This is a genomic window from Methanomassiliicoccales archaeon (assembly GCA_014361295.1).
In the GTDB taxonomy this organism is placed as follows: domain Archaea; phylum Thermoplasmatota; class Thermoplasmata; order Methanomassiliicoccales; family JACIVX01; genus JACIVX01.
Genome location: JACIVX010000001.1, coordinates 689,229 through 703,250 on the forward strand (window position 1 = coordinate 689,229; position 14,022 = coordinate 703,250).

Below are 14,022 nucleotides of genomic sequence, written 5' to 3' on the forward strand. Positions count from 1 at the left end.
ATTTACAGATTTCTTCTTATGATCGTCGTGATTTCGCTTTTTGAGTCGTGAACGATAACAGTGTGTTCAGCCTGACTGACGATTCCCCCTTTGATTTCATTCAGCATCGGATAACTTGAAATCAAGCCATGCCTGTGAAGCGTCCTAATCATAGCAGAGGCGTTTCTATCGATTTCATAACACCATCTCTCGCAGAAAGGAAGGGTATTGAATCGCTCGCGAACTTGCCTGAAGAACTCAATGGCTTTCTCGTCCTTCATCGGTCTTTCTGCGAGCACCCTGTAGATGTTTCCAGGCTTGCCACTTTTCACCTCTCCAATTCCGTCAGTTGCAAATGGCTCGATCGCAAGCACCATATCATTGCGGATTTTTGCGGGTATCCCGTCATCAATATTCGGAATGCTAAGTCCAGCGTGCAAATTGTACTGAGTCATACTGTGACCTGTTAGGTTGACAACAGGACGGAATCCTGCGTCTTTGATCGTACGTTCAATCGCCCCACCAATCGTACTGGCAGAAACTCCATCACCAACAATATCAAGGGCAATACGCAACGCTTCATCGGCAGCGCGAATTAGATTATCGCGCTTCCGCGTTTTGATTTCAACCGTCGCCGCTGTATCACCGATATATCCATCAACATGGGCTCCAACATCAATCTTAACGACATCTCCTTTCCTGAAACGCTTGTCATCATTGGAGCTCGGTGTGTAGTGAGCTGCTACCTCATTCACGCTGATGTTGACAGGGAAAGCTGGCTTAGCACCTTTCCTAATGATGAATTCTTCCACCTCGACTGCAACATCAAGATAACGAACGCCCTCATCGATCAAATCAATACCTAATTGACGTGCTTCTCCGGCGATGGCACCAGCTTTCTTTAAGCACTGAAGTGCGTATTCATTCATCGAGCGCCGCCTCTATCGCCTCACGCGGAATTGCACCTTGTCGGATAATTTCTATGCTGTTCTCAGTGACCTGGACGATCGTCGACGGTTTTCCAACACGACATGGGCCACAATCGATGCAATAATCGACTTCGTTCCCGATATCGGCGATCGCCATTTGAGCCGTCGTTGGGTTAGGTCGCGAGTGAAGATTGGCGCTGGTTGAAATGATTGGACCACATTGTTCGATCAGACGGAGCGCTAGAGGGTGATCCGGGATACGAATTCCTATTTCAGGCGATGCAGATGTCAATATGTCTGGAATGTTCCCTTTTTTCATCACGAGAATCGTTATCGGTCCTGGCGTGAATTTTGAAATGAGCTTTCTTGATTTGTTGTCGAGCACCGCGAGCTCCTCTAGCATATTCACATCACGTACTGCTATCGACAATGGCATATCAAATGGTCTTCTCTTTACCATGTAAACTTTCTTGACTGCAGACTCGTCAAAAGGGTTCGCACCCAATCCATACAAAGTTTCCGTTGGATAGATCACGAGCTTCCCTTGTTTCACACTATCCGCTATTTCTTTGATTTTCGAATCTGGCAAATCACATACGAGGCAATTTTTCTTTTTGCACGATATCAGCTCCATTCAGACCTCTCCCAAACATCTCAGCGCACTCAGAATCTGATGCTTTGCATCTCCCAATGAAAAAGGACCATGACCGGGGTAAAGATTAACCGCATCAAGACTGAGGAGGCGATGAAGAGATTTCACCAATTCATCGTAATCACCAGAAGGAAGATCCCATCGTCCGACGCTCCCGACAAAAACAGTATCTCCACAGATCAGAGATCCCGTTATATCATCAAAAAGGACGATGCTTCCAGCGGTATGCCCAGGTGTATGGTAAACCCTGAATTCATGATCGCCACTCGAAAACACATCACCTTCTCGAATTGATTTCACATCGATCGGTTCAGTCTTGATACCACCCAATTCCGAAAGAGTTGCCCACCCGTCACCTTCTCGCAACGGAGGAGCGTCCAAATTATGAATGTACACTTCCGCTCCAAATTCCTTCATCAGAAATCGCGCGCCTCCGATGTGATCATAGTGTCGATGTGTTAGAACAATTCGACCGATTTTCTGAGGAGAAATGACTCGTGAAATTTGATCGATAACTTGTCTTATGTGAATACCTGTGCCAGTATCAACAATGAATGGATCATTGCCTGTAACCACATAAATATTTGAATCCAGTCCTACTCCTGGCAGGCAATGAACGCTCATTTCAAGATTCTGAAGCTTGATGCAATATTTAATTTCTTTCATAAACCCGCCGTTGCTCGAATTCTAAGAAAAATGATGACCATCGATTTTCTTAGATACTTTTGATAACAACATAAAAAACATGGCGTGAACAATGCAAATATATATTTCACTTGATTTGAGGATCGGTGGAAGAGTGAGACTCCTTGAGCACCAGGCCAAGGCATTGCTGCGATCATACGGTATTCCAGTTCCAAAAGGGTATGTCATAAGAGATGTTGACGAACTCATGGAAATGCCTATACCCGCCATTGTAAAGGCACAGGTACCTGTTGGCGGCCGAGGAAAAGCTGGTGCGATCAAGAAGGTCATGAATCGTGATGATGCAAAAAATGCCATTCTTCAGGTTTTCGAAACGAACGTTAATGGATATTTTCCGAAGGAAATCCTTGTCGAGGAATACCTCAGCATCGCAAAGGAAGTTTACATCGGCGTCACGATTGACAGAGGTGTTGGCTTACCTGTTATGTTAGCGAGTCCTGATGGAGGCGTTGATATTGAACAGGTACCAGAGGAAAGAATTGGTAGATTCATTATCCATCCATTCATCGGCGTACAGGAATATCATGTTAGAGAAATACTCTCATTCATTAAAGTGCCGCAGGGGATCAGCGATTTAGCTGGGAGAATCATCAAGAACCTATGGAACATTTTCTGGTCTCTCGATTGCGAATTGCTCGAAATCAATCCGCTCGTTCTAACTGACGATGACAAAATTGTGGCAGCCGATGCGAAAATGACGATTAATGATGACGCGCTATATCGACATCGAGAGTTTTCGGAACTCGAGGAAGAATTAACGCCTCTTGAAAAGGAGGCACGTAAGAACTCCCTGGTCCTCGTTCAACTTGATGGCAATATCGCTGTTATTGCAAACGGCGCCGGATTGACGATGGCTACACTTGATAACCTCAGTTTCTATGGCGGCAAAGGGGGTATCTTCCTCGATCTCGGAGGTACGGACGATCCAAAGAAGGTTGAATGTGCTCTTGAACTTGCATTACGAGCAACACCAAGAGTTGTATTGATAAATATCTTCGGCGGAATGACGCGTTGCGACAGTGTCGCTTCGGGAATAATATCGGTGAAGAACAGACTGGGATTAAATGTTCCTATCGTTATCAGATTGAAGGGCACGAACGAGAGACTCGCACAGGAAATGCTTAAAAGGGAAGGAATTTTCGTATTGGAAGAGCTGGATGAAGCATGCAAGATCGCGAGCAAGCTCGGAGGTTACTGACTTATGTCGATCATCATTTCCGAAGACACGAAAGTCATTGTGCAAGGAATCACTGGTCATCAAGGCCGGCAGCAGACTTTGGCCATGAAGGAGTTTGGTACGAAAATCGTTGGCGGTGTTACCCCTGGCCGAGGAGGAGAGGAGGTGCACGGTACCCCAGTGTTCAACACGGTGAAAGATGCCGTGATGAAGACTGGTGCCAACTCATCGATCGTATTCGTACCTGCACCATATGCACGTGATGCCGTGTTGGAGGCTATTGACGCTGGGATCAAAACAATCGTGGTCGTCACCGAGCATATACCAGTTCGCGATACAATCGAATTCATCGAATATGCGAAACTCAAGGGTGCGAGGATTATTGGGCCAAATTGCCCAGGAATCGCTTCACCAGGCATCGCAAAAATTGGCATCATGTCCAACTCAATTTTTCTAAAGGGAAATATTGGTGTTGTTTCCCGAAGCGGAACACTAACATATGAAATCGTTAATGCACTCAGCCAATCTGGAATTGGGCAATCGACGTGCATCGGAATTGGTGGCGATCCTGTTGTTGGCACGGGCTTCATCGATGTTCTTGATCTTTTTGAAAAAGATGATGATACAAAGGCAATCGTCCTCATTGGGGAAATAGGCGGAATTGCGGAAGAGGAGGCGTCAAAATTCATTGATCAATATGTAAGCAAGCCAGTCTTCGCTTACATTGCTGGCAGAACAGCTCCGCAAGGAAAGCGAATGGGACATGCCGGAGCGATCATTGCGCGAGGAAAAGGGACGGCAAAGAGCAAGATTGAGGCGCTTGAAAGAGCGGGGGCGATGGTTGCTAAAGTTCCTTTTGAAATTCCACAACTTGTGAAGAATTACTTGAAAGGGGTGTCTATAAAAGATGCAGTTCGGATGGATTGAAGAGAAGTGTGCTTTCTTTTTTAGCGCGTCCGAAACACTAATCACATATAAGGGTAGCAAGGAATCAGTACTCGTCAGCCTTTTGGAAGAGCTTGGAATACGCACGACGATACCGTCTGCGAAAATAGCTTTTCTGACGACAGAAATGCTGATCTCATCTAGAGGGTACACGATTAAATCTGAGGAGGAAAAAAACAAATTCTGGAACGAATTTTCTGCCACACTTATAAGAAATTGTGGTATCGAAGATAAAGATGGTACCATCGCTGCGCTCGTTGCAAAGAAATTTAGATCGCCAGATATTTGGGTTGCTTATCCCGACGTGCAACCCGCACTTGAAGCGTTGAAAAAGAGAGGATGTCTACTTGGTGTGATTGCGAACGGCGAACACTACGTCAAAGAGGCTCTCGTTAAATTATCTCTGGCAGAATATCTCGACGTCATTACGATCTCCGAAGATGTTGGTGTCGAAAAACCTGACCCGCGGATTTTTCAGTTGACAATTGAAAAGTTCAGCCTGAGGCCAGAACAGTGTGTGTATGTTGGAGATGTGCCTGAAATAGATCTTGTTGGAGCACGCAATGCTGGTATAACACCTGTGTGGATCGATAGAAACAGGTTAGCTAGAAAAATCGGCGAGATCAACAAAGTCGAAGTTCTTACTGATGTGGAATTTCTCTTTCCAATAATACCATATAAAAAAGATGAATGATGATATTGAAAAGAGGCGACAAAGCTTCTAAGATATTAAACCGAATCCTCGTTGAAACTCCTCAAGCACATCGGAAAAAATAAAATTAGACTAATTCATGTAAATTGGAGTTCATATCAAGAATCTCATATTGAGAAAAAAATGTAGAAGGTTCGAAATGCTTAAATAAGAACCGAATGATAAAAGAGATTGCCTGTCGGAATGTTCCAACAGGCCGTTGTTCCCCCAAGGAATAACGTATTTATAGCCCCTTAGATATGGAGGCAAGCCGCCGCAGACCATGCCTATTGATGGTCTATGGCAGGTCATGATTCATTGCATGCACCCGTGAAGGATTCCTTCTCGGGGAAGCGGAGAGAACGACCAGGAAGGTGGAAGGTTCCTGGCGTTCCATGATTCCAATCATACGCAGCCCGGACGTGTGTTAAGCCGATAGTCAGCGGCCTGCTACGCCGTTTGGGGGATGGCTCGGCTCGAGCGCCGAAGAAGGTCGTGTCAAGCTGCGATAAGCGCCGGGTAGGCGCAAGAAGCCTATGATCCGGCGATCGCCGAATGGGACTTCCTATTCTTCGGAATGATCCGTAAGGATCGGGAACGCGGGGAATCGAAACATCCTAGTACCCGCAGGAAAAGAAATCAATCGAGATGCCGTCAGTAAAGGCGATCGAACGCGGCAGAGGGCAAACCGAATCCCGTTCAGAAATGAGCGGGAGATGTGGAGTTGCTGGACTCGGTTACCTCTTCGTCAACTAACCTGAAGTTGGCTGGAACGCCACACCAAAGAGGGTGATAGTCCCGTAAGGGTACGTTGAAAAGAGGATTGCCGAGTATCCAGAGTAGCGTGCGTTGGATTTCGCGCGCGAAGCTGGGAATCATTCATTTCCAACCCTAAATACGTCTCGAGACCGATAGCGCAGTAGTAGCGTGAGTGAAAGCTGAAAAGTACCCTTAGCGGGAGGTGAAAAGAGCCTGAAACCAGACGGCTATAGTCAGATACGGCGTGAAAGGGAAGAAGCCCTTCTGGGCAGACCAGCGTCGTATCGTCCGTTTTGAATAACGGGCCAGGGAGTTCCGATCAATGGCGAGACTAAGCGCTTTACGCGCGGAGTCGAAGGGAAACCGACATGCCCGCAGCTTCGCAAGAAGCGAGGGGCGGGGTGCGCTCGCCCGGAGTCATTGGTGGGATACCCGAAGCCAGTTGATCTAGGCGTGGGTAGGTTGAAGCCTCTCGAAAGGGAGGTGGAGGACCGAACCGGTGTTGATGTGCAAATCACTCGGATGACCTGCGTCTAGGGGTGAAAGGCCAATCTAAACTGGGAATAGCTGGTTCCTCCTGAAACTAGTCGCAGCTAGACCTCAGCTGAGGCCGACCATGGGGTAGAGCACTGATTGGGCGCTTAGGCGGAGAAATCCGTCGGCATCCTGTCAAACTCCGAACTCGTGGTCGCCGTAGACGCTGGGAGTGAGGGCCTCTGGGGTAAGCTTGGGGTCCATAAGGGAATGCAACCCAGCCTGAGGTTAAGGTCCCTAAGTACTGGCTAAGTGTAATAACAAAGGTAGTCCGCAGTCTAAGACAACTGGGAGGTGGGCTTAGAAGCAGCCACCCTTTAAAGAAAGCGTAACAGCTCACCAGTCGAGATTGCGGGCGCTGAAAATGGACGGGGCTAAGCCAGTCACCGATACCTCAGAGCACCGAAAGGTGATCTGGTAAGGAGGCGTCGTGCACGGGCAGAAGCTTGGCCGTGAGGTCAAGTGGACCGTGTTCGAACGAGGATCCTGGTAGGAGTAGCAGCAAAGAGCGGTGAGAATCCGCTCCGCCGTAGGGGCCAGGGTTCCTCGGCAATGATCGTCAGCCGAGGGTTAGCCGATCCTAAGGCATTCCTTAATCGAGAATGCCGAAAGGGAAGCAGGTTAATATTCCTGCGCCATGCCAGTCTTTGCCTCATGTCTGACGTATCAGGATAGATCGAGCAGACTTGCCTGTCTGTTCAAGCGTAGAAGCCCGGGGAGAACCGTAATGGTGAGAACTGGGTGAATGCGCGAGTAGGAGGGCGAAGGCCCTCTTCGATCGATTCCCGGTACCCGTGAAAAGGACATGAGTAAACAGCTGGCGTGTTCGTACCGAGAACCGACACAGGTGCCCCTAGGTGAGAAGCCTAAGGCGTGTCGGCGTAATCCAGGCGAGGGAACTCGGCAAATTAGCCCCGTACCTTCGGAAGAAGGGGTGCCAGCCACGAAAGTGGCTGGTCGCAGTGGCAAGGGAGCTCCGACTGTTTAATAAAAACACAGGTGGCAGCAAGTCCGAAAGGATGTGTATTGCCGCTGAAGCCTGCCCAGTGACGGTATCTGAAACTCCGGTTCAACGGAGCGAAGGACCGTTAAACGGCGGGGGTAACTATGACCCTCTTAAGGTAGCGTAATACCTTGTCGCTTAATTGGCGACTTGCATGAAGGCCCAACGAGAGCTCTACTGTCCCCGCCTGGAGGCTGGTGAAACTGATAGTACCGGCGCACAATCCGGTATCTTCCACCTGAAAGCGAAGACCCCGTGGAGCTTTACTGCAGCCTGTGGCTGTGGTATGAATCCGACTGTGTAGGGTAGGCGGGAGACGTTATCAGGGCCTGCCGCTAGGTAGGTACCGAGTCGACGATGAAACACCGCCCTTTTGGGTTCGTATCACTAACTTCTTCGGAAGGACAACTATAGGTGGGCAGTTTGGGTGGGGCGCCACGCCCTCAATAAGGAAACAAGGGCGCCCAAAGGTCAGCTCAGGCAGGTCAGAAATCTGCCGGAGAATGTAAGGGTAAAAGCTGGCTTGACGTGGATCCGGACAACAAGGATCCGCGATGCGAAAGCAGGGCCTAGCGAACCAATGAGCCTTCTGAATGGGGGCCATTGATGACAGAAAAGTTACCCCGGGGATAACTGAGTCGTCTCCAGCAAGAGTCCATATCGACCTGGAGGCTTGCTACTTCGCTGTCGGCTCTTCCTATCCTGGTGGTGCAGCAGCTGCCAAGGGTGGGGTTGTTCGCCCATTAAAAGGGATCGTGAGCTGGGTTTAGACCGTCGTGAGACAGGTTTGTTGCTTTTTGGTGGAAGTGCATTGGTGCCTGACGAGAAGAACCCTTTAGTACGAGAGGAACGGGGGTTCGCGGCCTCTAGTTAACCAGTTGTCCGGCAGGGCATAGCTGGGCAGCCACGCCGTCGTGGGTAAGAGCTGAAAGCATCTAAGCTCGAAACCACCTCGGAAAAGAGGCACCTTACAACACTCGTAAATGACGAGTTTGATAGGACCGGGATGTACGTACCAAGGTTCGCCGAGGTACTCAGTCCGCGGTCACTAACGTTGTTACGGCCGCCTAAACTGTCGGCAGAGCAATGCGGTTGGCTTCGGCTTAACCGTCATACGGGCTGCGTATGTCCTTCCATTTATCGCTTTGATCAATGTCCTAGCTTCTCTTTTTATTGAAGAAAAGAGGACTTGATTCGGAGAATTCGAACAACTCAACCAAAATTGCTGATGCGTAATCATTCATCAAATAGCGTCAAAATCATGTGGTACGAATCTTCTGAGGCGCTTGAGCGCATCGAGCTTTTCCCGCTCTCCGATTTTCGCCTGTTCAACGCCATCGATCAACAACTGAATCGACTCATCCATCGATTTCCTATCAACCGGAAACGGGACTCCATCCTTACCCCCAACGGCAAACGAGAACTTGACTGGATCCTTCCAGCTAGGTTCGGCACCGTATATGAGTTCTCCTATCAACGCAAGGGCTCTGACAGTAGAAGGCCCAATGCCCTTTATCGAGAGCAACTCCTCATAATTCGTTGGATGGAATTCATAAGCTTCCCTCAATGCTTCCCAGTTGATCGATCTAGGCATGCTCAGACGCAATATTCGCTCCCCTGCCCACTCTGTGATGGAGCTTTGTCCCTCCCCGATGAAAACGATCTCTCGCTTCAAGCGATCCGTTCCTTCGTTGACCAGATCTACCGAGATTTTCCTAGATTCCCCGCTCTTTCGTGAAGTCATGTCGAGAACCTTGTTCGCCTCAATACCTAATATAGCTGTGTGGGGCTCCTCGACGAATTCTCTTAACTCGCCCGAGTACCAGTGATATCTCCTTGCATAACCCTTTTCCTGATTCATGCCTTGTTGAACAACGGTCCAATTCCCCCTTCTATCACAAACAAATGTATGATGGTAAAGCTCATGTCCGTCCTGGACCGCAACATTGTCGATCTTTGCGCTCATCCTACTCGCATAGATCATTCTAGCTTCGAGATCAGGCGACATTTCATGGCAATCTGCCCATGCCTTGATCTCATTCGGGGCTTCAGTCGAGCGCTTTCCCTTCCCCCCAGCGATGCAGATTTCGTCACTTGTCTTTAAGGCCTCCTTCAAGGCCCCACATGTAACGGTCGTTGTCCCTGAACTATGCCAGTCGAAGCCGAGAACGCATGAAAATGCCTGAAACCAGAAGGGATCGGCAAGCCTCCTGATGATTTCCTTCGAGTCGTATTCAATGATCATGACATCTGCGATCGCGGAGGCGAGTTTCACCATCCTTTCGAAAAGCCATCGAGGCGCGCTTCCTCCATGAAGTGGCAGATCCGCGAGACCGACCTTCGGCACAACAATCTCTCAGACGCTCACGTCTTAAAAACCTTCCGAGGAGTTTTCTGAAACCAGGGTCTCTTGGTCAAGGAACGTAGAGGCAAGTGGTGGCAGTAGGCAGACGCTTTCTCAGCTCCATCAGGTGCGGATAGAAAATGCGGATCTCATCTTCACTCTCAGGTTCGCGATCAATGATTCTTGAAACGACTTGAACTTCGATCCGTCCTGAGACCTTCCATGCTCCACCTGGATACGAGGTATCTGTCATAATGAAGATTGGCAGCTTGAGACGTTCTTTCTCCATGTCGTCGAGGAGAGAGGCGATATACTCGATTTCGTTCTTTGAAATTGCATAAGTGTTTCCATCTTTTCCGGTGTAACAAGGATCCTCCTCGTTGAGAAGATCGATCAGACGCCTTCTTATTGCCGGAAGATGGCGGTTCATCGAGGCGATGAATTTTTCGAATGCTCCGTTGCTGAACATCAAACACCCTCACGAATACAGTTCGACTAGAATAGCTTAATATTATCTTTTCACTGACGGATGATTTGCCAAGAATAAGCTAAGAATAAGCAACACATCTTTTTTCTTCCGAGAAGATGATTATGGATTAAAATGAAGGGATTATATCAAATGCGGAAATTTCTAACGATTCTGCTCGTATTTTCCTTTTTCATACTGTCAGTTGTGCTTACAGGATGCATCAAGAAGAGCGAAATCCTTTTGAAAGAAAGTTTTGAAGGCGAGGTTTTTGAATGGAGCATCGGCAAGGACCTTCCCATCGATCCCAACACTCAACTTCCGGTCAATGCATCCGCATGGATAACAGACTCTCGTGCGAGAACAGGAAACATGTCCCTCGTGTTGCAAATCGATGGAAGACAGGACGATGGAACAATTTGGATTCAGAGATCAATCAATCTCACGGATATGAAAGATGGGAAGATTAGGATTGCATTTTATGTTTTCAACGAGGAAACTTCATTCAATGTTATAGCGAAAGTTGTAGCATTTATAGGTGTGATAGCACCGAGCAATGAATCAGATTTTGTCGAGCTCGGAAATGCAAACAGAGAGAGTGGCTGGATTGAATTTTATTTGGAAAAACAATTTCAATTTGAGAAGACGCATAGTGAATTGTGGGTTGCGATCGGAATAACCGTCGCATGGGAAACGATGCTAAAATACGAAGTCGATGATATTACCGTAACAGCAGAATATCGATTATGAACAGGATTGGAGATCCATGTTTACACCTTTGCTCTCATATTCGTCACACATATTATATTCATCTTCTCGATTTATCAAAAGCACCACATATAAGGAATCAGAGAGGTACAGCATTAATTTTGAACAATTAATGATGAGAGGATCCAATGGAGTCGGAACTTGAACAAAAGATTAGGTCAATGCTTGAAATGCATCCGTGTTACAGTGAGGGTGCCCGCGAGAATTGTGCAAGGATGCATCTTCCCGTCGCACCGCGCTGCAATATTCAGTGCAATTATTGTAATCGAAGATACGACTGCGCAAACGAAAGCAGACCGGGCGTAACAAGTGAGATCCTCGCACCAGAACAAGCAGTCCAGAAAGTTCGTTATGTCAAAGAGAGAATTCCGAATCTTACGGTTATCGGCATCGCAGGCCCTGGTGATCCACTAGCCAATGAAGAGACCTTTAAAACGCTTGAGCTGATCCATAAGGAATTTCCCGAATTAACATTGTGTCTTAGCACGAACGGACTCTTGCTGCCGAAATATGTCGAGAGATTGAATTCCTTAGGCGTCAGATTCATCACTGTGACCATTAATGCGGTTGATCCTGAAATTGCCAGCAAGATATATGATTTTATCTCGTACGAAGGAAAAATATGGCGAGGGATCGATGCAGCGAGAATCCTCCTTGAGAATCAGCTGAAAGGGGTGGAGATAGCTTCAAAAGCAGGGATGCTTGTAAAAGTCAATACAGTCATGATTCCTGGTATCAATGAGACTCACATCCCCGAGGTCGCAAAGAAAGTCAAGGAAATCGGGGCCTATATCGTTAACATCATTCCACTCATTCCTGTCCCTGGAACAAAATTCGCAAATCTGAGGGCTCCAACGCCAAAAGAAAGGAAAATTCTGCAGGATATGTGCGAATCAGAGATTCGACAGATGCGACACTGCAGGTTTTGCCGAGCGGATGCAATCGGTCTGCTTGATCAAGATCGCTCTGCGGAGTTTGCTCACATCACATGCGATACTCAGTTCCCAGAGAAAGGCTTGATCTCTGTGCAAATGGAAGGAAAGACAAAGTACAGGGTAGCTGTTGCTTCCAGCGACGGCTCACACGTTGACCTGCATTTCGGGCATACCGATCGTTTCCTGGTATACAATGTCGAAGAGAATGAGATAACGCCAGCAGGCGAGATCACGGTTGATGCGATGATGGAAGTCCCGATGTTCGGCAAAAGCCATACGAATAAAATTGAGAGAATCGCCGAGGCTCTCAAAGGATTTGACATCGTATTGGCGAGCCAATTTGGCGATAGAGCGGTCGAAGCCCTGAAGCGTCGCGGAATTGTTGCGATGAAGGAAGCGGGTGATATAAGAACCGCAATTATGAAAGCGATCAGGCGATTATTTGAGAAACGTTCGAGAGTATTTGAGTGAGGTGTATCAATGAGAGGATCTGACCTCCTAGTTAAATGTCTTGAGAACGAGGGTGTTACTAAGATATTTGGCATCCCAGGGGAAGAGAACCTTGAAGTTATGGATAGTCTCATCGATTCTGGGATCGAGTTCATACTAACGAAACATGAGGAGTCTGCGTCTCTGATGGCTGAAATCGCCGCGTTTCTCACCAATGAGCCAGCGGTGTGTCTTTCCACGCTGGGTCCCGGTGCAACAAATCTTGTGACGGGAATAGCCGATTCTTATCTCAATTATATACCAGTGATTGCATTAACTGGGCAAGTCTGGCTTGAAAGGGCGTATCCACCGCAAAAACAGTACATTGATCTTGTCGAGCTTTTCCGGCCGATCACGAAGGCGAGCTTGAGTGTTCGCGCTTCATCACGAATTCCAACGATCGTAAGGAGCGCCTTCGATATCGCTACGCGAGAAAGACCTGGTCCTGTTCATGTGGAATTGCCAGAAGATGTGATGAGAGGCATCGCAGAAGGAGAGCCATTGCCAAGATCTCCGGTCGAGATTTCCGGAGGAGACGATTCTTCGATCGACATTCTCACAAAACTGATCGAATCCTCTGAAACTCCAATAGTTCTCGCTGGGCGGGGGATTTTGAGGGCGCGTGCGCAGGATGAATTCAGAGAATTTGTAAGGACGCTCAACATTCCGGTCGCTCATACCTGGATGGGAAGCGGCTTGATTCCATTTGATGATTCCCTCAGCCTTCACTCAGTCGGGTTAAGAACTCACGATTTCATGAGAAAGGCGTTTGAGCTTTCAGATCTGGTAATTGCCGTCGGTTACGATGTACTCGAGTTCCAGCCTGTTTTTTGGAATATCGGGATAAAGAAGAAAATCGCCTATATTGGTGTTTCTCACGCGGAAACAGCACCGAAGTTCAGTCCGGATATTCAGTTGATTGGTAACATGAAGAAAACCTTGTCCTTATTAGCATCATGCGACGTGAGAAAAAACAACTGGACTTCTGAATTGAGGGAACAATTACATCGAAGGATGTTTAATCTACCTCCAGATGAGAGCCCTGTCAAACCTCAACTCGCTGTGCGTGCAATCAGGGACTGTCTTAGAAGAGAGGACATCGTTGTTTCGGATGTTGGAGCGCACTTGCTCTGGATGGAAAAACTATATCCAACATATGCGGAGAGAACACTGATTGCATCCAATGGACTGCTTCCGATGGGTATCGCTATTCCTGGTGCAATTGCCGCAAAGCTGGTATGCCCTGAAAGAAAAATCGTTGCAGTTTGTGGAGACGGGGGATTTTTGATGACTTCTTCCGAACTCGAAACCGCATCGAGATTGAAAACGCCATTTACAACGGTAATATTCAATGACGGTGGATTCGGTATGATAAAAATCCGGCAACAGAAGAATTTCGGCAGGACAATTGGTGTTGACTTTGGAAATCCTGATTTTGTCAAGTATGCAGAGTCATTTGGTGCGAATGGATACAGAGTTTCAACGGCAAAGGAACTCAGCGAAGTCCTGATGAATTGTCTCAGCAATGACGAGCTCTCGGTAATCGATGTTCGCATCGATTACAACGAAAACGTGCATTTGGTTGAATGATAAAAAAATTAACATCACTGAAAAAATAAATGTCCACTTTTGATCTAACGCTGGCT

At 47.6% G+C, this 14,022-nt stretch carries 11 protein-coding genes and 1 rRNA gene; 7 read left to right on the forward strand and 5 right to left on the reverse strand.

Going from position 1 to position 14,022, the window contains the following annotated elements:
* Positions 1-2: 2 nt before the first annotated feature.
* The 3 genes from H5T41_03405 to H5T41_03415 are packed head-to-tail and all read right to left on the reverse strand — an operon-like array spanning position 3 to position 2,226.
* Positions 3-908: a type II methionyl aminopeptidase gene (locus H5T41_03405; GenBank protein MBC7107827.1), complete on the reverse strand. Its 906-nt coding sequence runs from the start codon at positions 906-908 to the stop codon at positions 3-5.
* Positions 901-1,542, reverse strand: coding sequence for a threonylcarbamoyl-AMP synthase (locus H5T41_03410; protein MBC7107828.1), 642 nt, complete (start codon positions 1,540-1,542; stop codon positions 901-903). The genes H5T41_03405 and H5T41_03410 overlap by 8 nt, the downstream gene beginning before the upstream one ends.
* Positions 1,543-2,226 carry an MBL fold metallo-hydrolase gene (locus H5T41_03415; GenBank protein ID MBC7107829.1) on the reverse strand — a complete coding sequence of 228 codons (684 nt, stop codon included), beginning with the start codon at positions 2,224-2,226 and terminating at the stop codon, positions 1,543-1,545. It lies immediately after the preceding gene.
* A 133-nt stretch (positions 2,227-2,359) separates the two neighbouring features.
* Between H5T41_03415 and H5T41_03420 the strand changes: the two genes are divergently transcribed.
* The 4 genes from H5T41_03420 (at position 2,360) to H5T41_03435 (ending at position 8,339) form a co-directional block, all read left to right on the forward strand.
* Positions 2,360-3,463 carry an acetate--CoA ligase family protein gene (locus H5T41_03420; GenBank protein MBC7107830.1) on the forward strand — a complete coding sequence of 368 codons (1,104 nt, stop codon included), beginning with the start codon at positions 2,360-2,362 and terminating at the stop codon, positions 3,461-3,463.
* Positions 3,464-3,466: 3 nt separating this feature from the next.
* Complete coding sequence (gene sucD, locus H5T41_03425; protein MBC7107831.1) at positions 3,467-4,369, forward strand: succinate--CoA ligase subunit alpha; 903 nt, start codon at positions 3,467-3,469, stop codon at positions 4,367-4,369.
* A complete protein-coding gene (locus H5T41_03430; protein ID MBC7107832.1) occupies positions 4,350-5,081 on the forward strand; it encodes an HAD-IIIA family hydrolase in 732 nt (243 codons plus the stop codon). The genes sucD and H5T41_03430 overlap by 20 nt, the downstream gene beginning before the upstream one ends.
* A 453-nt stretch (positions 5,082-5,534) precedes the next feature.
* Positions 5,535-8,339 (forward strand): 23S ribosomal RNA (locus H5T41_03435).
* Between the two features lie 278 nt (positions 8,340-8,617).
* Here H5T41_03435 and H5T41_03440 read toward each other — a convergent pair.
* Both H5T41_03440 and H5T41_03445 read right to left on the reverse strand, forming a co-directional pair.
* A complete protein-coding gene (locus H5T41_03440; GenBank protein MBC7107833.1) occupies positions 8,618-9,721 on the reverse strand; it encodes a DUF763 domain-containing protein in 1,104 nt (367 codons plus the stop codon).
* A 67-nt stretch (positions 9,722-9,788) separates the two neighbouring features.
* A complete protein-coding gene (locus H5T41_03445) occupies positions 9,789-10,187 on the reverse strand; it encodes a DUF61 family protein (GenBank protein MBC7107834.1) in 399 nt (132 codons plus the stop codon).
* Between the two features lie 150 nt (positions 10,188-10,337).
* On the opposite strand from H5T41_03445, the gene H5T41_03450 reads away from it, so the two are divergent.
* The 3 genes from H5T41_03450 (at position 10,338) to H5T41_03460 (ending at position 13,966) form a co-directional block, all read left to right on the forward strand.
* The gene (locus H5T41_03450; GenBank protein ID MBC7107835.1) at positions 10,338-10,934 is read left to right on the forward strand and encodes a hypothetical protein; all 597 of its coding nucleotides are present in this window, start codon (positions 10,338-10,340) and stop codon (positions 10,932-10,934) included.
* A 146-nt stretch (positions 10,935-11,080) separates the two neighbouring features.
* The gene (gene nifB / locus H5T41_03455) at positions 11,081-12,358 is read left to right on the forward strand and encodes a nitrogenase cofactor biosynthesis protein NifB (GenBank protein MBC7107836.1); all 1,278 of its coding nucleotides are present in this window, start codon (positions 11,081-11,083) and stop codon (positions 12,356-12,358) included.
* A 9-nt stretch (positions 12,359-12,367) separates the two neighbouring features.
* On the forward strand, positions 12,368-13,966 hold the full coding sequence (locus H5T41_03460) for an acetolactate synthase large subunit (GenBank protein MBC7107837.1): 1,599 nt from the start codon (positions 12,368-12,370) through the stop codon (positions 13,964-13,966).
* The last annotated feature ends 56 nt before the right edge of the window (positions 13,967-14,022 follow it).

Excerpts from the sequence above, each read along its gene's own strand:
- H5T41_03430 (MBC7107832.1), top strand. The coding sequence starts at position 4,350 with ATGCAGTTCGGATGGATTGAAGAGAAGTGTGCTTTCTTTTTTAGCGCG.
- sucD (MBC7107831.1), top strand. The coding sequence starts at position 3,467 with ATGTCGATCATCATTTCCGAAGACACGAAAGTCATTGTGCAAGGAATC.
- H5T41_03405 (MBC7107827.1), bottom strand. The coding sequence starts at position 908 with ATGAATGAATACGCACTTCAGTGCTTAAAGAAAGCTGGTGCCATCGCC.
- H5T41_03410 (MBC7107828.1), bottom strand. The coding sequence starts at position 1,542 with ATGGAGCTGATATCGTGCAAAAAGAAAAATTGCCTCGTATGTGATTTG.
- H5T41_03460 (MBC7107837.1), top strand. The coding sequence starts at position 12,368 with ATGAGAGGATCTGACCTCCTAGTTAAATGTCTTGAGAACGAGGGTGTT.
- H5T41_03450 (MBC7107835.1), top strand. The coding sequence starts at position 10,338 with ATGCGGAAATTTCTAACGATTCTGCTCGTATTTTCCTTTTTCATACTG.
- H5T41_03445 (MBC7107834.1), bottom strand. The coding sequence starts at position 10,187 with ATGTTCAGCAACGGAGCATTCGAAAAATTCATCGCCTCGATGAACCGC.
- nifB (MBC7107836.1), top strand. The coding sequence starts at position 11,081 with ATGGAGTCGGAACTTGAACAAAAGATTAGGTCAATGCTTGAAATGCAT.
- H5T41_03415 (MBC7107829.1), bottom strand. The coding sequence starts at position 2,226 with ATGAAAGAAATTAAATATTGCATCAAGCTTCAGAATCTTGAAATGAGC.